Origin of the sequence: Sphingobacterium sp. UBA7253, from assembly GCF_002472745.1 — a bacterium.
Classification (GTDB): Bacteria; Bacteroidota; Bacteroidia; order Sphingobacteriales; family Sphingobacteriaceae; genus Sphingobacterium; species Sphingobacterium siyangense.
Map to the genome: position 1 here is coordinate 1 of NZ_DKSP01000081.1, position 20,756 is coordinate 20,756.

The 20,756-nt window shown below is 41.0% G+C and carries 19 protein-coding genes; 13 read left to right on the forward strand and 6 right to left on the reverse strand.

The window, feature by feature from the left end; genetic code table 11:
* From B2X72_RS08020 to B2X72_RS08080, 13 genes are all read left to right on the forward strand, one after another.
* Positions 1–3,483 (forward strand): CusA/CzcA family heavy metal efflux RND transporter (locus B2X72_RS08020; protein ID WP_286848991.1); only part of this gene is annotated, 3,483 nt, incomplete at its 5' end.
* 6 nt (positions 3,484–3,489) lie between these two features.
* Entirely contained in the window at positions 3,490–4,818 is a 1,329-nt protein-coding gene (locus tag B2X72_RS08025) for an efflux RND transporter periplasmic adaptor subunit (RefSeq protein WP_070569895.1), read from the forward strand.
* A 19-nt stretch (positions 4,819–4,837) separates the two neighbouring features.
* Positions 4,838–5,437 carry an HD domain-containing protein gene (locus B2X72_RS08030; RefSeq protein WP_070569893.1) on the forward strand — a complete coding sequence of 200 codons (600 nt, stop codon included), beginning with the start codon at positions 4,838–4,840 and terminating at the stop codon, positions 5,435–5,437.
* A 449-nt stretch (positions 5,438–5,886) separates the two neighbouring features.
* The gene (locus B2X72_RS08035) at positions 5,887–6,768 is read left to right on the forward strand and encodes a bestrophin family protein (RefSeq protein ID WP_070569892.1); all 882 of its coding nucleotides are present in this window, start codon (positions 5,887–5,889) and stop codon (positions 6,766–6,768) included.
* A gap of 33 nt (positions 6,769–6,801) precedes the next feature.
* Positions 6,802–7,266: an MgtC/SapB family protein gene (locus B2X72_RS08040; protein ID WP_070569890.1), complete on the forward strand. Its 465-nt coding sequence runs from the start codon at positions 6,802–6,804 to the stop codon at positions 7,264–7,266.
* Entirely contained in the window at positions 7,253–8,227 is a 975-nt protein-coding gene (locus tag B2X72_RS08045; RefSeq protein ID WP_286848996.1) for a hypothetical protein, read from the forward strand. The genes B2X72_RS08040 and B2X72_RS08045 overlap by 14 nt, the downstream gene beginning before the upstream one ends.
* A gap of 5 nt (positions 8,228–8,232) precedes the next feature.
* Positions 8,233–8,901 carry a hypothetical protein gene (locus B2X72_RS08050; protein ID WP_070569886.1) on the forward strand — a complete coding sequence of 223 codons (669 nt, stop codon included), beginning with the start codon at positions 8,233–8,235 and terminating at the stop codon, positions 8,899–8,901.
* Positions 8,902–8,983: 82 nt separating this feature from the next.
* Positions 8,984–11,020 carry a heavy metal translocating P-type ATPase gene (locus B2X72_RS08055; protein ID WP_070569882.1) on the forward strand — a complete coding sequence of 679 codons (2,037 nt, stop codon included), beginning with the start codon at positions 8,984–8,986 and terminating at the stop codon, positions 11,018–11,020.
* Positions 11,021–11,083: 63 nt separating this feature from the next.
* Positions 11,084–11,926, forward strand: a complete 843-nt coding sequence (locus B2X72_RS08060) for an ATP cone domain-containing protein (protein ID WP_070569880.1) — start codon at positions 11,084–11,086, stop codon at positions 11,924–11,926.
* Between the two features lie 17 nt (positions 11,927–11,943).
* On the forward strand, positions 11,944–12,492 hold the full coding sequence (locus B2X72_RS08065) for an ATP-binding protein (RefSeq protein WP_286849000.1): 549 nt from the start codon (positions 11,944–11,946) through the stop codon (positions 12,490–12,492).
* Positions 12,493–12,513: 21 nt separating this feature from the next.
* Positions 12,514–13,287: a phosphatase PAP2 family protein gene (locus tag B2X72_RS08070; RefSeq protein WP_175442038.1), complete on the forward strand. Its 774-nt coding sequence runs from the start codon at positions 12,514–12,516 to the stop codon at positions 13,285–13,287.
* Between the two features lie 205 nt (positions 13,288–13,492).
* Complete coding sequence (locus tag B2X72_RS08075; RefSeq protein WP_286849002.1) at positions 13,493–13,759, forward strand: transposase; 267 nt, start codon at positions 13,493–13,495, stop codon at positions 13,757–13,759.
* Positions 13,760–13,779: 20 nt separating this feature from the next.
* On the forward strand, positions 13,780–14,649 hold the full coding sequence (locus B2X72_RS08080; RefSeq protein ID WP_286849029.1) for an IS3 family transposase: 870 nt from the start codon (positions 13,780–13,782) through the stop codon (positions 14,647–14,649).
* Between the two features lie 607 nt (positions 14,650–15,256).
* On the opposite strand, the gene B2X72_RS08085 is transcribed toward B2X72_RS08080, so the two are convergent.
* The 6 genes from B2X72_RS08085 to B2X72_RS08110 form a co-directional block, all read right to left on the reverse strand.
* A complete protein-coding gene (locus tag B2X72_RS08085; protein WP_070569879.1) occupies positions 15,257–15,445 on the reverse strand; it encodes a hypothetical protein in 189 nt (62 codons plus the stop codon).
* 100 nt (positions 15,446–15,545) lie between these two features.
* Entirely contained in the window at positions 15,546–15,914 is a 369-nt protein-coding gene (locus B2X72_RS08090) for a hypothetical protein (protein ID WP_070569878.1), read from the reverse strand.
* 30 nt (positions 15,915–15,944) lie between these two features.
* Entirely contained in the window at positions 15,945–17,930 is a 1,986-nt protein-coding gene (mobC, locus tag B2X72_RS08095; RefSeq protein ID WP_070569877.1) for a conjugal transfer protein MobC, read from the reverse strand.
* A gap of 23 nt (positions 17,931–17,953) precedes the next feature.
* Positions 17,954–19,258 (reverse strand): relaxase/mobilization nuclease domain-containing protein, encoded by a 1,305-nt coding sequence (locus B2X72_RS08100; RefSeq protein WP_070569876.1) that lies wholly within the window; start codon positions 19,256–19,258, stop codon positions 17,954–17,956.
* On the reverse strand, positions 19,240–19,635 hold the full coding sequence (gene mobC / locus B2X72_RS08105; protein WP_070569874.1) for a plasmid mobilization relaxosome protein MobC: 396 nt from the start codon (positions 19,633–19,635) through the stop codon (positions 19,240–19,242). Before mobC (B2X72_RS08105) ends, B2X72_RS08100 begins: the two co-directional genes overlap by 19 nt.
* Positions 19,636–19,835: 200 nt before the next feature.
* Entirely contained in the window at positions 19,836–20,747 is a 912-nt protein-coding gene (locus B2X72_RS08110; protein WP_139145092.1) for a hypothetical protein, read from the reverse strand.
* Positions 20,748–20,756: the final 9 nt, after the last annotated feature.

Consider the following 20,756-nt stretch of genomic DNA (forward strand, 5'->3'; position numbering starts at 1 on the left):
TTTAATGGTGAAGTTGATGCTGTGGGTGGAGTTGTTATGATGTTGAAGGGCGAAAACAGTAATGAAGTCGTAAAGCGTATCAAGGAAAAGCTACCAACTATCCAAAAGTCCCTACCTGAAGACGTAATCGTAGAACCTTATTTGGACCGTACGGAACTGGTAGGCAGAGCTATGAGTACGGTAGAAAAGAACCTTATTGAAGGTGCATTGATCGTAATATTCGTACTTGTACTGTTTTTAGGCAACTTCCGTGCAGGACTTATTGTGGCATCAGCAATTCCATTGGCATTGCTTTTTGCTCTTGGAATGATGAACGTCTTTGGCGTTAGTGCCAATCTGATGAGTCTTGGTGCGATAGATTTTGGACTGATCGTAGATGGCGCGGTAATCGTTGTAGAAGCAACCATGCACCATTTGGGTCTTCGAAAATCCACTAACAGATTGACACAAAGTGAAATGGACGATGAGGTATTTGTGTCAGCTTCTAAAATACGAACCAGTGCTGCTTTTGGTGAGATCATTATCCTGATCGTATATATTCCTATTTTAACTTTAGTTGGTGTAGAAGGGAAAATGTTCCGCCCAATGGCGCAAACCGTGGGTTTTGCCATATTTGGGGCGCTTATTTTGTCATTGACGTACATCCCGATGATGTGTGCATTATTCTTGTCCAAAAAACCAAGTCATAAAAAAACATTCAGTGACAAAATGATGGACAAGCTGGCTAGTTGGTACCAACCAGTGCTGCAGAAAGCAATTAAGATGAAATACATTGTTGTAAGTGCGACCGTTGGGCTATTCGTAATTTCTCTATTTTTCTTTAGCAGGATGGGTGGCGAGTTTATTCCTCAACTGCAGGAAGGAGATTACGCATTCCATTGTATACTTCCGCAAGGTAGTTCACTGAATCAAAGTATAGAGACATCGATGCAGGCTTCGCGTATACTCAAGGAATTTCAGGAGGTTAAGATGGTTGTTGGAAAAACAGGTGCAGCTGAAGTTCCTACGGATCCCATGCCTCCGGAGGCTTCAGATTTGATGGTCGTTTTGAAACCGGAAAAAGAATGGACCTCCGGAAGGAATTACAAGGAGCTTGCCGATGCCATGATGGAGAAACTTGAAGTAATACCGGGTGTCTTCTTTGAAAAGAATCAACCGATACAGATGCGCTTTAATGAGCTGATGACTGGTATCAGACAGGATGTCGCTGTTAAGATTTTCGGGGAAAACATTGATACGCTCGCATCCTACGCTAAAGAAGTAAGTGAAGTAATCCAAACCGTCGATGGGGCAACCTCTCCTCAGGTAGAGCGGGTTAGTGGACTTCCTCAAATCAATGTGGAATATGACCGTACACGTATTGCAAATTATGGTCTGACCATTCAAGACTTAAATGATGTGGTAAGTACCGCTTTTGCAGGAAAAAGTTCGGGACAGGTTTACGAAAATGAGAGGCGTTTTGATCTTGTTGTTCGGCTTGACAGTCTCCATAGAAGCAGTATAGATGATGTAAGCAATCTAATGATCCCAACAAATAGCGGGGTACAGATTCCGCTTTCACAGGTTGCAAATATTGAGTATAAACTAGGACCTGCCCAAATTAGTCGTGAGGCTGGTAAGCGTCGGATTGTAATAGGTTTCAATGTGGCCGGACGTGATGTTCAAAGTGTTGTACAGGACATTCAAAAACAGCTTTCCGAAAAAGTAAATTTGCCTTCGGGTTATTATTTCACCTACGGAGGTCAATTTGAAAACCTGCAAAAGGCAAGCGCACGTTTGATGATTGCAGTACCGGTTTCCTTGCTACTGATTTTTATGTTGCTGTATTTTACTTTCCATTCGTTCAAACAGGCAACGCTGATCTTTACCGCAATACCTATGAGTGCAATTGGAGGGGTGTTTGCCTTGATGCTTCGGGGCATGCCTTTCAGTATTAGCGCAGGGATCGGATTTATTGCTCTCTTTGGTGTTGCCGTACTGAACGGTATTGTTTTGATAGGCACATTTAATCAACTGAAGAAGGAAGGAATAGATGACGTTCTCAAAAGAGTAAAAGAAGGAACCATGACCCGACTACGACCGGTCTTGATGACGGCAACCGTGGCATCACTCGGCTTCCTGCCAATGGCCATAAGCACGAGTGCGGGAGCGGAAGTTCAAAAGCCTTTGGCGACAGTTGTTATAGGCGGTCTGATCACTGCAACTTTTCTGACGCTATTCGTATTGCCGCTCCTTTACATCATATTCAATTCCAAACTTAACATAAAAGGTAAAGGAAGCATGAAAACAATACCAGTTGTGGTTTTACTGTGTTTGGGTGGCTTTTCAACTAGCAATGCACAGCAACAAAATAGAGTTTCAATAGATAAAGTAATAGAAACAGCTTTGCAAAACAACCAACAATTTGGAGTAAACAGTGCGAAAATTAAAAGTGCCTCTCTAAATGTAAAGACGGCCACTGATATTCCCAAAACAGGCGTTTTCGCAGAAAACGAAGATTTCCGTCCCTCGGACAATGTGGGTATTTTAAAAGTTGGTATTTCACAAAGTATAGCCTGGCCAGGATTGTATGCGGCTCGGAAAGATTATTTCAAACAGCAGCTTAAATATGCTGAGATGAATACGGATGTACTAAATGCAGTCATTAAAAGAGATGTACGTACCGCCTATTATCAGCTTTGGTATTTACAGGATAAGCAAGCATTATTCCAAAGGCTGGATAGCATATATACTATGCTTTTTAAAACCACTGAAGTTAGGGTAAAGACAGGTGATGTTGCTAAACTGGATCAGGTGTCTGCAGAGGCTAAGCTTAGAGAGCTTCAGGCGTTTATGGATCAGAATAAGAAGGAAATGACGGTACAGCAACAACAATTAATGATGCTTTTGAACCAAAATGAATGGTTACTACCTGTCTCGGCTCCTCTTGAAAAGATAGAAGTACAATTGTTGGAGAACATTACGTCCCATCCTATTCTTGCCTTACAGGAACAAAATGTAAATATTGCATCATCCAATATCAAAGTCCAAAAAAACACGAATAGGCCTGAATTTTCAGGAAGATTTTTCAGCCAACGTTTATGGGGAGCGAAAGATCCTTTCACTGGCTTTTCAGTAATGGCATCCTTTCCATTGTTTGGAACCGGTGCTTATCGTAATAAGGTAAGAGTAGCAGTTACAGAGAAAGAGGTGCAGGAAAAAACACTATCCTATCAGACGCAATTGTTCCAGACCCAGAGAGGAACCGCAATTGCTGAAATAGAAAAGAATTATTCCTTGTTGAATTTCTATGAAACCTCCGGCTTAAGGCAATCTGAAGAAATTATCAATGCGGCCAGCCTGAGTTACAGAACGGGTGAGATAAGTTTTGCAGAATTGGGGCAGTTTCTTAACCAGGCTATTGGCATCCGTCAAAATTACCTGGACGTATTGAACCAGTTCAATCAATCAGCAATTCAATTCAATTACTTCAATAACAAATAAGATAAAATGAAAATCATAGAAAAAATATTAGTTGCAGCTATTCTCATAACAACTTTATATAGCTGTGGGGGAAAGGCAAAAAATAAAGAGGGTGCTAAAGCTCCAACAGAAAAAAAAGCAGCTGAAGCCAGTGGTGAGGAAGGACATTCAGAAGAAGAGTCTTCCACTATTGCCTCACTCACACAGGAACAGATCAAAGCTGTTGGCATCAAACTTGGAAACATTGAGGATAAAAATCTGACAGCCACTGTCAAAGCTAACGGGGCACTAAGGGTACCAAACAACAAGAAGGCGAATGCAACATCCCTTTATGGTGGTGTTATTAAAAGCCTAAATGTACAGTTGGGTGATTATGTCCGCAAAGGTCAGGTAATTGCCACTATTGAAAATCCTCAGTTTATTCAGCTGCAGGAAGAATACATCACAATTGACAGCAGAATTACGTTGGCACAACAGGAACAAAATCGTCAACAGGAACTTAATCAGGGAAGTGCGGGAGCGTTAAAGAATCTCCAGACAGCTAATGCCGATTTGAACGCTTTGATGGCCCGTAAGGCTTCCTTAAAGAAACAAATACAATTAATGGGAATAAATCCCGCTACTATCAGCAGGGAAAATCTAAGATCAGCACTAACGGTAACAAGTCCTGTCAGCGGAACCATAAGCAATGAGTTCGCAAAAATTGGAAGTTATGTCGATGTATCATCTCCTGTGGTTGAAATTGTAGATAACAGTCTGTTACATCTAGACCTTCAGGTTTTCGAGAGGGATCTCCCTTACATGAAAGTGGGACAAGTAGTGAATTTTACCATTACTAACAATCCACAGGTGACTTATAGCGCAAAAGTATTCAATATAGGTTCATCCTTCGAGAATGAAAGTAAAACAGTTGCTGTGCACTGTACTGTAGTAGGTAATAAAACCGGATTGATTGATGGAATGAATATCACAGGCATGGTAAGTGTCGAAAATGTTATGGCATCTACCGTACCCAATACTGCAATTGTTGAAGCGGATGGCAAGTTCTATATTTTTGTCCATACAGACAAAGAGCCTGAAGCTGGCCATGAACATGCCGAGGGTGAAAGTCATGATCAGAAAGCAGAGGAAGACCATGATCACAAACCAGGAGAACAGCATGATCATGCTGCAGAAAATAAGCAGAAAGAACCAAAAATGAATTTCGAGAAGATTGAAATAGCAAGGGGCATTTCCGAATTGGGATACACAGTGATTACTCCTGTAAATGAAATTCCTAAAGGGGTAAAAATTGTTACAAAGGGCGCATTCTTTATCAACGCCAAATTGAGTAACACCGGGGGGCATGATCACTAATCTTTAATACGAATAGGCTATGAAAGAACTGGTAATATTAGTTGAAGACTATGTTTCTGCTTTACTGAAAGATGAGCTTTCAGTTGACCTTTGTTTTCATAGCCTTACCCATACCCTGGAAGTTGTCGAAGCAGCCAAAGAAATTGGAGGAGTTTGCAATTTGGATGATTCCGAAATGGAAATATTGACTGTGGGGGCATGGTTTCACGACTGTGGCTACGCTTACACATACACTGGCCATGAAGAAGAAAGTAAAAAAGTAGCCGAGAATTTTTTGAAAAAAGTTACTGCCAATACTGAATTTATTAATTCAGTATTGGCTTGTATCGAAGCTACAAAGTTTCCGCAATGTCCCAAGAACAGAATTGAAATGGCATTGTGTGATGCGGATCTCTTTCACTTGACCAGAACCTCCTATCCAAGGTATGCACATGCGATAAGGAAGGAGTTTGAAATCTTTCTCCATCAAGTTTATTCTGACGCCCAATGGCATACCGTTAATTGCAACATGCTGCTAACTCATAGCTATTGGACAGTGTATGGACAAAATATCCTAAATAGATTTAAGGAAGTAAATATTGGATTAATGGGCTGTAATTGCTCAGACATGGCTAAGTGATTATAAACCTACATTATGAAAAATCAAAAAAATTATGGCGTTGAAAGAAGAATTTGAAAGGCGGAGAAACTGGCTTTTTATTTATAGAAGTTATTTACCAATCGGGATTTTAATCGATGCAATCTTGGTGGCAGTGTATAGGAATTTACAAAATAAAAACTTGTTTTTTAGTTCCACCACCTACGGAATTACTAGCCTTAGTATAGGAGTTATTAGACTGCCAATAAGAGTATATACGGTAGGATATACTGTCCAAAACACCTCTGGTCATAATACCTATCATGGACAAGTTGCGTACATGCTGAACAGTACATCGCCATACATTTCACTTGGACAATTTCATGAACGAAAAGGATAGTTATTGAGCCTAATGAACTAAACAATAAAATTATAAAGTAATTGTAACAGAAAAAAAATGATTGATTTCAAACACCACACAATATTACGTCATGCTATTAAATCGGAAAATATCAATTTGGTACTTTGTAAATGAAATCAAGATACAGATCATGCTGATTTGTGTCTTTGCAATATCTATCGGATTGCTGGATATGCATCCGACATTTAAAAAAGTATCACTTCCTTTAAGTATTCCCGCACTCGTAGGAACGGCAGTTTCTTTACTGCTTGCTTTTAGAACAGCACAATCCTATGAACGTTGGTGGGAAGCAAGGAGTATATGGGGGGCTATCGTAAATGATTCCAGAACCCTTTTAAGACAGTACATTCAGTATGCTCCCGATACCCCTAAGTACGAAACAAAGGAATTTGCTGAAAGACAGATTATCTGGACTTATGCTTTGGGCAATTCCCTTAGAAGAAAACAATTCTCACCATCAGTTCAGGCTTACTTAAACATTCATCAAATTAATGCTGCAAATATTCCAAATGCGTTACTCGACAAGCATTCGGAAAGGATTAAAGAACTTGCATTCGCTGGGGACATATCACATATTCAACAAGTGCAATTGAACGAAACAATTGCAAGGTTATGTGATAGCATGGGTAAGTGCGAACGCATAAAAAACACCGTTTTCCCACGATCATATAGTCTGCTTGTCCATACGCTCATCTATGTATTTGCGGCGATTTTACCGTTTGGATTGGAGGATGGCCAACTTATTGTTGAAATTATGATGACTATTCTTATACCCTCGTTATTTATTGCTATAGAAAAAACGGCAATCATTATGCAAGATCCTTTTGAGGATACTCCTGTAGACACGCCGATGACCTCACTTGCACAGACAATCGAGATTAACCTGTTGGAAATGATCGGAGAAAAAGATATTCCGGTAAAGTCTAAAAACGATTCTTACTATGAAATGTAAAGTATTGATAAATAATAGAAACAATTAAATGTCATGGATATCAATTTTGAACTTTTACTCTCGGCTAAATTGCTGCTCGCGCTCATTTTAGGTGGTGCTGTGGGTATTGAAAGGGAAAAGGAGCAGCAAAATATGGGCATAAGAACTTTTGCCTGCATCTGTGTTGCCTCTTGTCTTTTTGTATCCGTAGCTGCTCATCTGACCGAAGACAGATCTGCAACCGCAAGGATGCTCGCCGCAATTGCTACCGGATTAGGCTTTATTGGCGCAGGCATAGGTTTTCATAATGAAAAAAGTATGCCAACAGGTCTTACTACCGCTGCTGGTCTTTGGGCAATCGCAGCTGTTGGAATAGCAATAGCACTAAATATGTTTGTTCTGGCAGTTTCAGCGACGCTCATTACCCTACTTATTTTCTCCTTCAATCAGTTTGCATGGTACAGGAGATTTTTAAAAAAGTTATCAAACAATAAGAACAGTGATCATGAAAAAGAATAATATTCAATTCGATCTGCATCTTCAAAATGTAACCATTTTATTAAATGATGCTCAAAAAGAAGAAAACCCAGGGCGTTACCTTTTTGAAAATAACCTTAGAACACCATTATTTCAATTGGAAGCTTTAGCCAGAATATATAGCATAACTGGGCCCAAAAGGAAACGTTTTATTAAGATGCGGGAAAAGTTCAAGCAGTTGGAAGATATACTTGGAAGCGCGGATTATTTTGTTGCCTTGGGTATAGAGTTTTCGAACAATAAAAACATTCCAGAAGATGTCAGCTCCTATTTCTCGGCGCAAGAAGAAAAAGCTTTTAAGAACCTCAATAATTTACTTAAAAGTAAAAACTGGTTAAATGGAAAGCTAGTAAAAAAGATCAGCAGAAATCTTAAAAAAACGAATTGGCGAAAAAAAGACGAACAACATAAGCGTCTTGTTAAATTTTATCGGTCTGAGATTGAAAAGATCATGGAATATAACAAGAAAGGCAAAGCTATTTTTAAAGACGTTGAGTTGGGTGTCCATGAATTCCGAAGGAAGTTGCGCTGGTTAAGTATTTATGCGCAGGCGCTTCAGGGATGTATTGAACTCATAGACATTGAAGAGGAAAGGCTGATTTTCGAGAACTATCTTACAGATTCAGTATTGGATTCCCGCTATAACAAACTTCCCGCTGTGGAAGATAAACAGATGAAACCGTTGGCAATCTCCAAATTTGGCTTTTTTGCGATCAGCTGGATGATCGAGCAATTGGGAATCTTAAAGGATAAAGGACTCGGATTGCTCGCCTTGGCGCAAGCGGTAAAGGAAACCGAAGGCATAAAAAGTGACCAGGCTATAATAAGGGCGAGGGAATATATCGGTAAGAAAGCACCATCTATTGAAGGTATATTAATTGAAGCGAATAAAATTACTAATCAGTTTTTAAATGATAGAGTATTAGAAAATCTTTCAAAATAGAGCTTATGGAATTCAAACGTAGCGTACATATTGGAAATCTATGCTATCCACACACCGGGGACGAACTTCTCGAACTAGGTGGTGGGAAAGCTTTGGCGTACAAGATCGTGGTATTGACAATACTTCTTATAGACTTTTTGAATCCGGTAAGGGCTGAATCTCAAACAAGAGCTTCGGAGTATTGTATGGATTATGTAAAACTCTATAAAAGCTATGGGGAGTTCAGCGAAGGAAAATTTATTGACAGCATCTGTCTTACAGGCAAAAAGAACAAGTTCAGTGTTTATTACAACAAGCTTACTTTAAAGCATGGACAGCAAAAAAGTAAATTTCCGAATGGGAGTTTATGGGGATATCAAAGAGGTAATGATCTGTTTCGTTATTTTAATAAGGGGACGACTTTCGGGACCTATGGTTATCATAAAATTATTGGGAGTAACGGATTGATTATCTATTCTAAATACGAACGGGGAGGCTATAGATACGCAAGTCGCACCTACTATTTTTATAGCAAAAATCTAAACGCTCCGCTTGAAAAACTTACTATTAAAAATATTGAAAGTGATTTTTCCAATACGTCATTTATTAGTGAAGTAAAAGCTCTGAAAAACCTGACCGAATCAGATAGCAAGGGCAATTTGATGATCAATGTTATTTACAATAAATACTATTAGGTATGTTAGATAAAAGATGAAAACAGCACCGATCTTATCGATGTCTAACATCATAAAACAAAAACCATCTTAAAAAAATATTATGGAACACAAACACAAATACGACGCCCTGGGCAAACAGATTTGCTGTACACAGACCGAAAAGGTCTATACAGAAGCGGGCGCAAAAGAATTGGTGAAAGACGAACATCACAAAAATGACGGACACGACCATGGTCATAGTGATGATGATGGTCATGACCACAGTAATGCCACCGTAAGTCCGATTAAAATGTTCCTTCCTTCCATCCTCTCCCTCTTACTTTTACTTCTAGCAATTGCATTCGACAACTGGGTGCCTCAGGAATGGTTTAAAGGTACTGTCAGGTTTATTTGGTATCTGGTATCCTATGCAATCGTGGGATTTCCAGTTATAAAGGATGCTATTAAAAGTATTTCGAAAGGTGAAGTATTCTCAGAGTTTTTTTTGATGAGTATTGCGACGATTGGCGCATTTTTTATCGGAGAATACCCCGAAGGAGTAGCAGTGATGTTGTTCTATGCAGTAGGTGAAGTATTTCAAACACTTGCCGTATCCAGGGCGCAAAGCAACATTAAAGCATTGCTCGACCAGCGACCAGACGAAGTAACTATTATTGTAGACGAAAGAGCAAAAACGATCAAGGCGGAGGAAGCTCAGATTGAGGATATTATTCAGCTTAAACCCGGTGAAAAATTGGGACTTGACGGAGAACTTCTTACTGATAGTGCTTCTTTTAATACAGCAGCACTCACGGGCGAAAGCAAGCCAGATACCAAGAATAAAGGAGAAACGGTGCTTGCCGGAATGATCAATCTGAATACAGTAGCCCGTGTTAGAGTAACTACCGCTTATTCGGATAGTAAACTCAGTAAAATACTGGAGCTGGTACAAAACGCTACTTCCCAGAAAGCCCCGACAGAATTATTTATCAGGAAGTTTGCAAAAGTGTACACTCCCATCGTGGTTTTTTTGGCCGTAGCAATTTGCCTTGTTCCTTATTTCTTCGTTGACAATTATGTATTCAATGATTGGTTATATAGGGCCTTAGTTTTCCTTGTAATTTCATGCCCTTGTGCACTGGTTATTTCTATACCATTGGGATATTTTGGGGGTATTGGCGCTGCCAGTCGTAATGGTATTCTCTTCAAAGGAAGCAACTTTCTCGATGCTATGGCTGCAATACAGAATGTTGTGATGGACAAGACCGGTACAATGACCGAAGGCGTTTTTAAGGTGCAGGAGGTTATGTTCAATCCCGAGTTTAATAAAGACGAAATCTTAAAACTTGTCAACGCGGTAGAAAGTCTGAGTACGCACCCTGTTGCAACGGCTATACACGAATACGTGGGTGATATTGATAGCTCCATTAAGCTTGAAAACACAGAAGAGATAGCAGGACATGGTTTGAAAGCGACAATAAGTGGCAAGGAACTTTTGGTCGGCAATTTCAAATTGATGGATAAGTTTGGTATAAGTTACAATGTTGACCCCTCATCGATCGTCTATACGACTATTGCAGTTGCCAGCGAAGGAAAATTTGTAGGCTACATTACCATTGCTGACAGTATCAAGGAAGACTCTCAACGTACTATCGAGCTGCTTCACAAACTCAATGTGAAAGTAACCATGTTAAGCGGTGATAAAACTACGGTTGTCAAATTTGTGGCCGATAAATTGGGAATTGACAATGCATTCGGAGATCTGTTACCGGAAGATAAGGTAAACAGGGTAAAAGAAATCAAAGCTAAAAGTGAAACTGTAGCCTTTGTGGGCGACGGGGTAAACGACGCCCCTGTAGTTGCACTAAGTGATGTAGGTATCGCCATGGGGGGGCTCGGAAGCGATGCGACCATTGAAACAGCGGATGTAGTCATTCAGGATGACAAACCCTCCAAGATCCCTATAGCCATCAATATCGGTAAGAAAACCAAGAAAATTGTATGGCAGAATATAACACTGGCATTTGTAGTAAAAGGTATTGTTCTGATCTTAGGTGCGGGCGGTCTGGCTACAATGTGGGAGGCTGTCTTTGCTGATGTGGGCGTATCATTGATTGCCATATTAAATGCCATTAGGATACAGCGAATGAAGTTTTAGCTTTCAATTCAACAATTGTCCTTAAGCATGAAAACATGTGTAAAGGTTTAAAGATAAGAGCTTATGCAAAAAGACAAAGATATTTACATCTTAAAAGCTTCAGGCCAGCGCGTGGCTTTCGACAGTAATAAATTAAGACAGTCACTGTCCCGGTCCGGAGCGGCTCCGCAGCAGGTTGAGATTGTTCTGCAAAAAGTGCAGGACAATCTTATCGATGGAATGGCTACCCGGGATATTTACAAGACGGCTTTCAAATGGCTAAGAAAAATAGCAAAACCTGCTTCGGCCAGGTATAACCTGAAAAAGGCGATTATGGCGCTGGGCCCTACTGGTTTCCCTTTTGAAAAACTTACCTCGGCGATATTAGAATCTATGGGATATAGCACACGAACAGGAGTAATTGTTCCTGGGCATTGTGTAAAACACGAAATAGATGTGATAGCGACTAAAGATGATCATCATATTATGATAGAATGCAAGTTCCATAATCGGCAAGGATTTGTTAGTGATGTAAAAATTCCGTTGTACATCCAATCAAGATTTCTCGATGTCGAAAAACAGTGGCAAGATAGCGGTTGTCACGGTCCCCAGTTCCATCAAAGCTGGATAGTAACCAATGGCCGCTTTTCTGACGATGCAATTCAGTACGGTACATGTATGAAAATGTCTTTGGTTGGATGGGATTATCCAAGAGATAAAGGTCTGAAGGACCTTATAGATCGTTCCGGCCTGTATCCCATAACCTGCCTGATCTCCTTAACGGAAAGGGACAAAAAAGTGCTGTTGGCTAATGATATAATTGTGTGCAGCACATTATTACAACAACAGGAAATATTAACCCGGATAGGCTTGACACCGGAGAATATCCTGGAAGTGGTTAATGAGTGCCGTATGCTTTGCGAATAAAAAAAATAGAATTAGTAATGGATACCATCAACCATAAAGAGATCAAGACAAATTGGTATGTAGTTACCGGTGGACCCTGTACCGGCAAAACTACCGTCGTAGAACTTCTGGCAAAACGTGGATATGCAATTATTGCGGAACAGGCAAGACATTATATTGATACACAAAAAATTAAAGGCAGAACAGTCGAAGAGATAAAGAACAACAGAGAACAATTCCAAATGGAAGTACTGAATCTTCAGATCAGGGAGGAATCAACGCTGGATGTTAATAAAATCGCTTTTTTAGACAGAGCGCTTCCCGATGCTATGGCCTATTACAAATTTCTTGGACTGAAATATGACCGAAGGCTTATTGCAATGTGCAAGAGGTTTTGTTATCAGAAAGTTTTTGTTCTTGACCGTCTTCCTCTTATTAATGATTATGCAAGACTAGAGGACGAGCAGGATCAGATTAGAATTCACAATTTGATTATTGAGGTCTACACCCGCTTCCCATGTCCGGTCATCCAGGTACCTGTCCTTCCTCCCGATCAAAGGGTAAAATTTATCCTTAATAACCTATAATTTTTTTAATGTCTAAATTAAATGATTTCAAGAATAATTCTAATATATATATTAATAGTCTTGCCTATACTGTTGTGTGCTCAAGATAGCACAATTGTTTTAAAAAAAACTGATACAGTATTTGGCGATAAAAGTATTTACAATCTTGGTTATAAAAAATTGATTCTACCCACTTCTTTGATTGCAGTCGGCGCCATTAGTTTTGCCATCCCACCGATGAAGGCACTGGATGTTTCAACCAAGATAGAGATTTCTCATGATAAGCCGGCAAAAACGACCCTGGATAACTATACGCAGTATTTTCCCGCTGTAATGGTGTATGGATTAAATTGGACCGGGGTAAAAGGGGAACACGGTTTTAAGGATCGTACTATCATATATGCAATGTCTCAGCTTATAGCTGCTGCAATCGTCACTCCTGCGAAAAATATAATTGCAGAAGAACGTCCGGATGGATCGAACAGAAAATCATTTCCTTCGGGACACGCTGCTACAGCTTTCTCTACCGCTCAATTTATGTACAGAGAATACAGGGGTAATAATCTACTGTTGAGCCTTTCAGGTTATCCGTTTGCGATTTTCACAGGAGTTTACAGAGTGATAAACAATAAACATTGGATGACAGATGTCGTTGCGGGCGCAGGTGTAGGCATTCTTTCAACAGAGCTAGCATATTGGTTGTATCCTAAGACCGATTTCCTATTTAAAAGAAAAAAGAATATGAACACTAGAAGTTTTTTGGTTCCCTTTTATCAGTCAAAGAAATTAGGATTGTCTTACTCATTGATTTTTTAAAGTATGCAAAATGAAAAAAAACAAAAAACTCAAAGACGACGGCCAGAAAAAAAACAGAGAGTTGTATCAGTTCATAGCAAAAGAAATCAACCTTATAAAATGAAAAGATCACTGTTCATGACATTCGTACTCGTCATATTGTAAGCTTCCCTTAAAACCGTAGTGTTTAAAAGTAGATAAAAACACTAACTTTAAAGTTGAAGCAATGAAAAAGTCAAAATTCACAGAAAGCCAGATTCTTGGCATTTTAAAGGAGCAGGAGACGGGCAAGGGCGTAGCCGATATCTGTCGAGAGCACGGCATCAGCCAGGCAGCATTCTACCAATGGAAAAGCAAATACTCTGGCCTGGAGCTCAACCAGCTTAAGCGGATGAAGGAACTTGAAGCGGAGTTGGCTCAATACAAGCGGATTGTAGCGGAGCAAACTTTTCAGATTACGGTAATGAAAGACGTAATCGAAAAAAAGCTTTAGGGCCTGCCGAAAAGCGAGAGCTGGTTGCTTACTGCCATAAGCATTATAAAGCCAGTATCCGGCAGGCCTGCACTTGGTTCCATATTCAGCCATCGGTGTACTACTACCGGCCGCAACCTAAAGATGACGATCATATCAGGCACCTGTTGTCAGAGTTGTCGATCCTTCATAACCGTTGGGGATTTTGGATGATGCATTACCACCTGCGGCATCTCAACCATCGTTGGAATCACAAGAAGGTATATCGCATTTATACCTCAATGGGATTAAATCTGAAACGAAAATGTAAGAAGCGTTTGCCTGCAAGAGTGATGGAGCCTTTGTTACAGCCGATCCATCCCAATATCACCTGGTCTATGGATTTTATGCATGACGTGTTAAGCACAGGTATAAACTTTCGATCTTTGAATATTATTGATGATTACAACAGGGAATGCCTGGGTATTACGATTGACACAACATTAAACAGTAAACGTGTCATTCGCCAGCTGGATCAGCTGGTGGGATGGCGTGGCCTGCCGCAAAAGATCCGCGTTGATAATGGACCGGAATTTGTGGCCCAGGCATTGGCATCCTGGGCTGATGACCGGGGTGTAGAACTTAAGTTTATCGAGAAAGGCAAACCTTTTCAGAATGGATATATGGAGCGGTTCAACCGAAGCTTCAGAGAGGAAGTGTTGGATGCATATTGTTTTACCCGGATAAAAGAGGCTCAGGCAATGGCCCATGCATGGATGTGGATATACAATAATCAACGGCCTCATCAATCGTTAAACTACAAGCCACCGGTCACCTTTTTAGAACAACATCAAAAACAATCAAACTTCCCTACGTTCATTGCAGACGAAAATTGCAATTGGGAAAAACTTGTAAATGCCTCAACAGTATGACCAATTTCTTTTCCCTGGCTCCAGGGTTTATAGGGCAAAACTGAATGATCTCTAACAAAAAACTCTACTTTTAACCGTTAGTATTCAAGGTGAGTTTACAATATTGTTTATTGTAATAACTATTGCAATTATAACACAATTAAAACATATATATATCCATCTTTCAGGAAAGGGGCATTAAATAGTTTCGCGAATGATATTTATATGACTTTATTTTTGACAATGATGCCGTTTTTTCTGGTCTCTTTTGTAGGCTACATAAAAATACACAACAATAATATTTGCTAGATTTAAAGGAAAGATACTAGCTCTGATATTAAAGAAGAGGTTATATACTGTGTATCTTAGCCATTAAACACACTAGTAAACTATTATTAAGCTTTTTTTAGTTCTAGACTTTTGTGACTCTTGAAATCTGACTTCTATAGCGATAAATTTCATTTTAAATTCATGAAACTCATTCGGGGATTTAATGCCCTCTATATTTTGGTTCAACCGGTTCGTCTTTGACTTCTGTATCAAATTATTATTAAAAGATTTTTTTCAAAACTTCCCTTTTGCCTTTTGGGGTAGTATTGCCTGTGGCAACCATATAATCAAAGAGTTCCTACAGCCCCCTGTTATGAATTTCTCCTGCAAAATCAAAGGGATTTGCAACTGCCTTATTAACCTCCAAAGTAGAACCCAATTTAGTCTTACGAAGAGTACAAAGGCTCTGCTGCTGCGCTTCAGGATACTGCTTACAGATGATAATACTCACTGCTATTATTGCAGCAAAGAAGATGATTTTTTTCATGTTTAATCATTAACTGACGGAAATATTTCAGGATCAAATATGAAAAATACGGAGGTACGACATTGAAATTACATAGGTAGCTATCCAACTTTCGATCTGTCTATAGCCTTCTGTGCCCCTTACCTTGGCTTTTTACTTTCTTATTTATCCTTTGTTTCATTTTCTCATTAGCTTTCTGGTCCTTTTTTTGAAACTGTCCTTTTTTTAAGATGTCATAAATATGTCGACTTTCAAACTCAATAGTTTCATTATATTTTATTACGTTGGTAAGTAAAATATTATCGACCCGGGCTGTAATTTTATATCCTTCAATAGCGGTTATTTCTGCCCAAAACCGTTCCCTAAAAGCGCAGACCTTAACGGTATCACCGATCTTTAACTCGCGTAGGTCGTTTTGATCCGGGACGTCAAATGTATCGGGATGGATTTGTTTCATCTGCTGCGCATCTATAAAATCTATCTTTTTCATAAACCCATTATTTTTGTGTTTGCTATTATATTATTCTCTTACTATCAGCAAATGGGCAAGCTCTGGCGTCTCATAGATCCGCTCCATTTCAGACTCGATAAGCATTACTATGTCCTCTTTGATTTGAAGGTAATTCTGTTCTATCTCCGTAGGGGTAACCGTCCTGGGCTTGGGAATAGGAACATAGCCATCCATCTCTGCTTTGATAGCAGCGTGGTCATTGATAATTTCGCAGTGGAAATTCTTAAGCTGGATTTTTTGCTCCGGGTTATCAGCTACCGATCCCACAAATTCCCCGGAGGAAAGTGACGAAATTGTTGATGCCGGTATAGCGGATTCCAACTGGGTGGATTTACTGATAGAGGTATCACTGGCATTAATGGAAAGGCTTTCCCGCTCCTGCATGATTTTTCCAAACCGCTCGGATAATGTCTTGGCGGTATCTCCAAGGACCTGACCCGAAATCAGGTTACCCACGATATTGAAAATCACATCGGCGCTTTCCTTTCCATAATCTTTGCGTAATTGGGAGATATCTTGTACCGCCAGTGTGGTCGCCACTTTATTGCCACGGGCTGTTGCTATGGTACCTTCGATACCGGAAACACCACCAATATATATGGTTGGGAACTCGTCAAATAACAAAGAGCTTTTCAGTTTATCCTTCTGGTTGACCAGCTTAAGCATCCTGGCTACATACAGGGAAAGCACGGCACCATAAACCTGGGTCTTCTGTGGATTGTTACCAACACAGACGATTTTGGGATGCTCTGGATTATTAATGTCCAGGGTAAAGTCATTACCCGTTAGTACATAATAAAGCTGTGGAGATGCAAGCCTTGCCATAGTAATCTTAGCAGAGGCAATCTGTCCCTCGAGCTGCTCCATAGCACCATTGATGTAGGCGGTAACGAAAGGGTTGATCAGCACCTCAATCTCTGGCTCGGTCCTTAGTACGGGGAAAAGCTGGTCGTAGGGCATCTGCATGAGCTCAATGCAATGGGGCAGGGTACAGTATTTTCCGTTCTTAAATTTGCGCAGATACCAGATAATGCCAGTAAGGAAATTTATTGGTGACTCCACAAAGAAATCCCCGGCCTTTTTGATCCACTCCCTGTTCAGTCCCAACATTATCGTTCGGCTGCTCTCCGTGGCATCTGTTATATCGGTCATGCTCTCCGGATAAAGCGGGTTACATCGATGGTAGATGCTGTCGAAGTCGATAACATAAAACTTTGGCTCGACTTTATACCGGTGCTTATTTTTCAGGTAAGCATTGTATGCAATGATGGAGAGGTCGTCAAACTTGAAATCGTAGACGAACATCGAAAAGCCCTTTGCAATATGCTGGGTAATGACGTGCCGGATAACAAAGTAACTCTTACCCGCTCCCGGTGTGCCAACCACAAGAAGAGCCCTAAAAGGATTGATGAAATTGATCCAGGATTTACGGATCTTGCCTTTGAGATTGTATTGCGCTGGCAGATTTATGGAAAATTCATTTTCCAGAAGCCGCTCTTCCTGTGGGAAAGTTTCCTGTAGTTTATTGAAAACATCGGTATTCAGCCGGTTACGGATAATGCGTGAAAGCAGGCTTCCGCCATGCAGGATCATCAGAAACCCAATGCCGGTAACAGCCATATACATGGAGGCCAATACCTGGACTGAAGCCTGCAATCCGAGTAACAGATGACTCAATCCGTAGATGAGGAGCCCAACAATAAAATAGCGCAGCGCTGTAGCAATCTTTAGTTTCTCATCCTTTTTTCCCTTGGATCCTATAAGGGAAACCAATACCAAAAAAAGCGCTCCTATTTTTGAAACCTGGAAACTGGCAAACAGCCCAGTATTGCCGATCCGCTCCAAAACCTGCCGGACTACTTTATGGGATAGTCCCCACTGCTCGAATGCCCGGTAACAATAGACATAAAAATGAAGGAATAGAATCAGTAAACTAACCTTCCTTATGAAATCAATGATCTTTCTTAATGCTTCCGCATTCTCCCCCGTATTCATACTTCACGATTTTAATTTCAACTTCACGTTTGCGACTGTTGCCGCATTTTCTTTTTCTTCTTTCTTTTTTGCGGATCAAATAGGACCTGCTCATGCTCATCATAAAAAGCGATATCCAGTATCTGCTCAATTACAGGAAGCTCTCTGCCTGGATGGGGTGGCGATGCCCCCCCGACGGTTGAAGATGCCGGCTTTACTGCTGTATTTTGGCTCAATGAAGGCTTGTTCAGCGGTCCTTTTTGGTCCGCTCGTCCTACCATAACATTTGTAGTTTCCCTGAGCCCTGATAGCTTTTCCATAAAAGCTTTCGCCCCATAGTCTTTGCCTACGGCGCTGCCATTGACAACGATCCGGGTCGCGTTGTCGATAAAAGTGACACCGTAGACCCCGGCGGCTTCGCTCTGGCGGAGCAGGATACGGATGCCATGACGGTGGAGCCTTAGCTCAAAATCCGCTCTACTGGTAGCGGTACGCAGCTCCCGGTCCAGCAAATGTTTTAGCCGCAACACATAGGGTTTCTTCTGCTCCTTACTAGCCAAATACACCTTCTCGAGGTTTTTAATGGTAGGTGATGAGTAGATTGAGCTGGCCTTGACGGGGATACCAACACGCTCGCCATGCTCGTCCAACAAACTGTAGACAAGACCGCCCTTGCTGTGCATAAAGGATCCCTCCTCTCCAGGATCTGCCAGCACGCCAAACTGTCCCAATACAGCATTGAGTTCCGGAAGGGAGTTGAATTTATAGGTGCCGACAACTTCGCGTACAATAGCGGAGATCGCTGCCTTTGTCTCCCGCTTTCCATAGACTACCCCCTGAAGGTGAGCAGGCTTTAGAACAAATGCCTGTTCCTTTTGCTGGTCTTCTGCTTTGACCAGGTTATAGGAAATCTCCAGACTTTTACGGGCAGGTTCCGAAAGTAGCTTGCCGATATTGTGCGTTTCAATCCTATTTCCATCAGCATCTATATTGACAGTAGCCAAATGAATATGTGGGTGAGCGGCATCGAAATGCCGGTACACCAGGAACGGTTGTCCGCCAAAACCGATAGCCTGCATGTAATCGGAGGCCAGGCGGCAGAGCGTCTCATCGTCGAGTTTATCCTGCCGGGAAAAGTTGAGGGTTATGTGCAATGCATTGGTTCGTGTCCGTTCATTGAGCTGGGTCAATTTTTCAAAACGTTCCTGCTTATTGTGGAAAGATAGCTCCGAAATTTCCCGGCCAAACCCGGAGGCCATGAGCACTTTGGCCTCTGCATGTCGAACCTTCCGTTCATTATAACTCAGGATACCGCGGATGTTTTTACCGCTCACGATCCGGGCAACCATACCTTCGAAAGATTGGAAATAATACCAAGTAGCTCGGTCACTTTAAGGTCGGTCTGCTGGTAAAGCCGGGTAATTTCCATCGCAGAAAAGAGCTTGGCTTCGGCTCCGCTGGCATTATGGAACCGCTTGGTGACCTGGTTGATGTTGACCCCGATTGCCTGGATCTGCTGCCGTATTTTGGACAGCTCTTCCATGAACATGTCCAGGGAAGCATCCCTGGAAAGAACAACGATCTTTTTATTATCCAGGATATTTCTGAGCAGTTCGCTCAGCGATTTTATGCCCTGGGACCTGAGCTGCAGGCTCTGGAGTTCCTCGAATTTTTTAGCGGTAATACGCGTATGTATCCTGTGTGTAAATCTCTGCCTCTGTTCCATTTTCTTCAATTTTATCTTATACAATACGCTGATCCTGTTTCGTAAGAAAACCCGACTCCGGAGGGTTTTCGGTCCCCTTTATGCCGGTAGGCAAATGGGGCAAGATGGGTTTGTCGACAAACCTACATCTTGCTGGATACCCAGTTCAAAAGGGGCATCCTCCAAATTCCTGATTCGGGCAATTACTTAACTATTGATATTTACATTCGTGACGATCTTCCTTTGGCTTTTTGTAGCAATTTTTTTGGACTTGCTTTGTGGGAGACTGCCTTTTGACTTTTACTATTGGAAATTGTTTCCCGCTCAAGAAATTCCAGAAGTTCCGGGACTTTCTGCACTTTTATTCCCTGAGAATCGTAACTACCCACCCTGAAAATTTGCTCCTGCATTCCCATTGGGGTTAGACTATCATAGGGAAACTTGAACATACCTTTTTCATTATTTAAGAATAAAAATTCGAGATAAATTCCGGGTTCTTTAATGATATTGTGGTAGAAGTTCCTGCGGTAAGATTGTAGTTTCGCACGTTTGTGACCGTTAAATTCCATGGTCGCTCTGGTAATCGCAGTGGTAAAATCCTGCTCATAGGCTAAAGCTTTATCCAATTCATTAAAATCATGCTGCAAGAGAGATTTCAGTACTATATTAGGATCCCTGTCCAGCAGTATTTCAGAAAATGGTAAAGGATACAAATTCATATGTTCAGGAAAAGGTGAAGCAAACTGTTGCCGGGATATGGTAGCGGAATAGTATGGTAGTGCGGCTCGATCCTTTTGAAGCTTTAGCATCATAGCCTCCTGCGCCAGCAAATCTTTATACTTTCCGCTTTCAAGGTCCAGATAAGAAGCCTGTAAAAATGAACCCCTGGTGTCATAGCCCCTATATCCAGAAAAATCCAGGCCAGATTTCTGTTCGAAATCGGAAATTCCCTTGGGAAAATGGTAATAGAGACCTTCTGTATTGCTGCCGATCCTTTCAGTTTCCATCTTTCTTTCGAGTTCAATACTGCCATCGCTAACAATGAACAACTTCATTTCCTTAATTTCTCTTCCTTTAATCAGTTCAGCGCTGGAGCCGTCAAATAACCAGTTAAGGTTTCCAAATGTTATCATTCTCTCCAC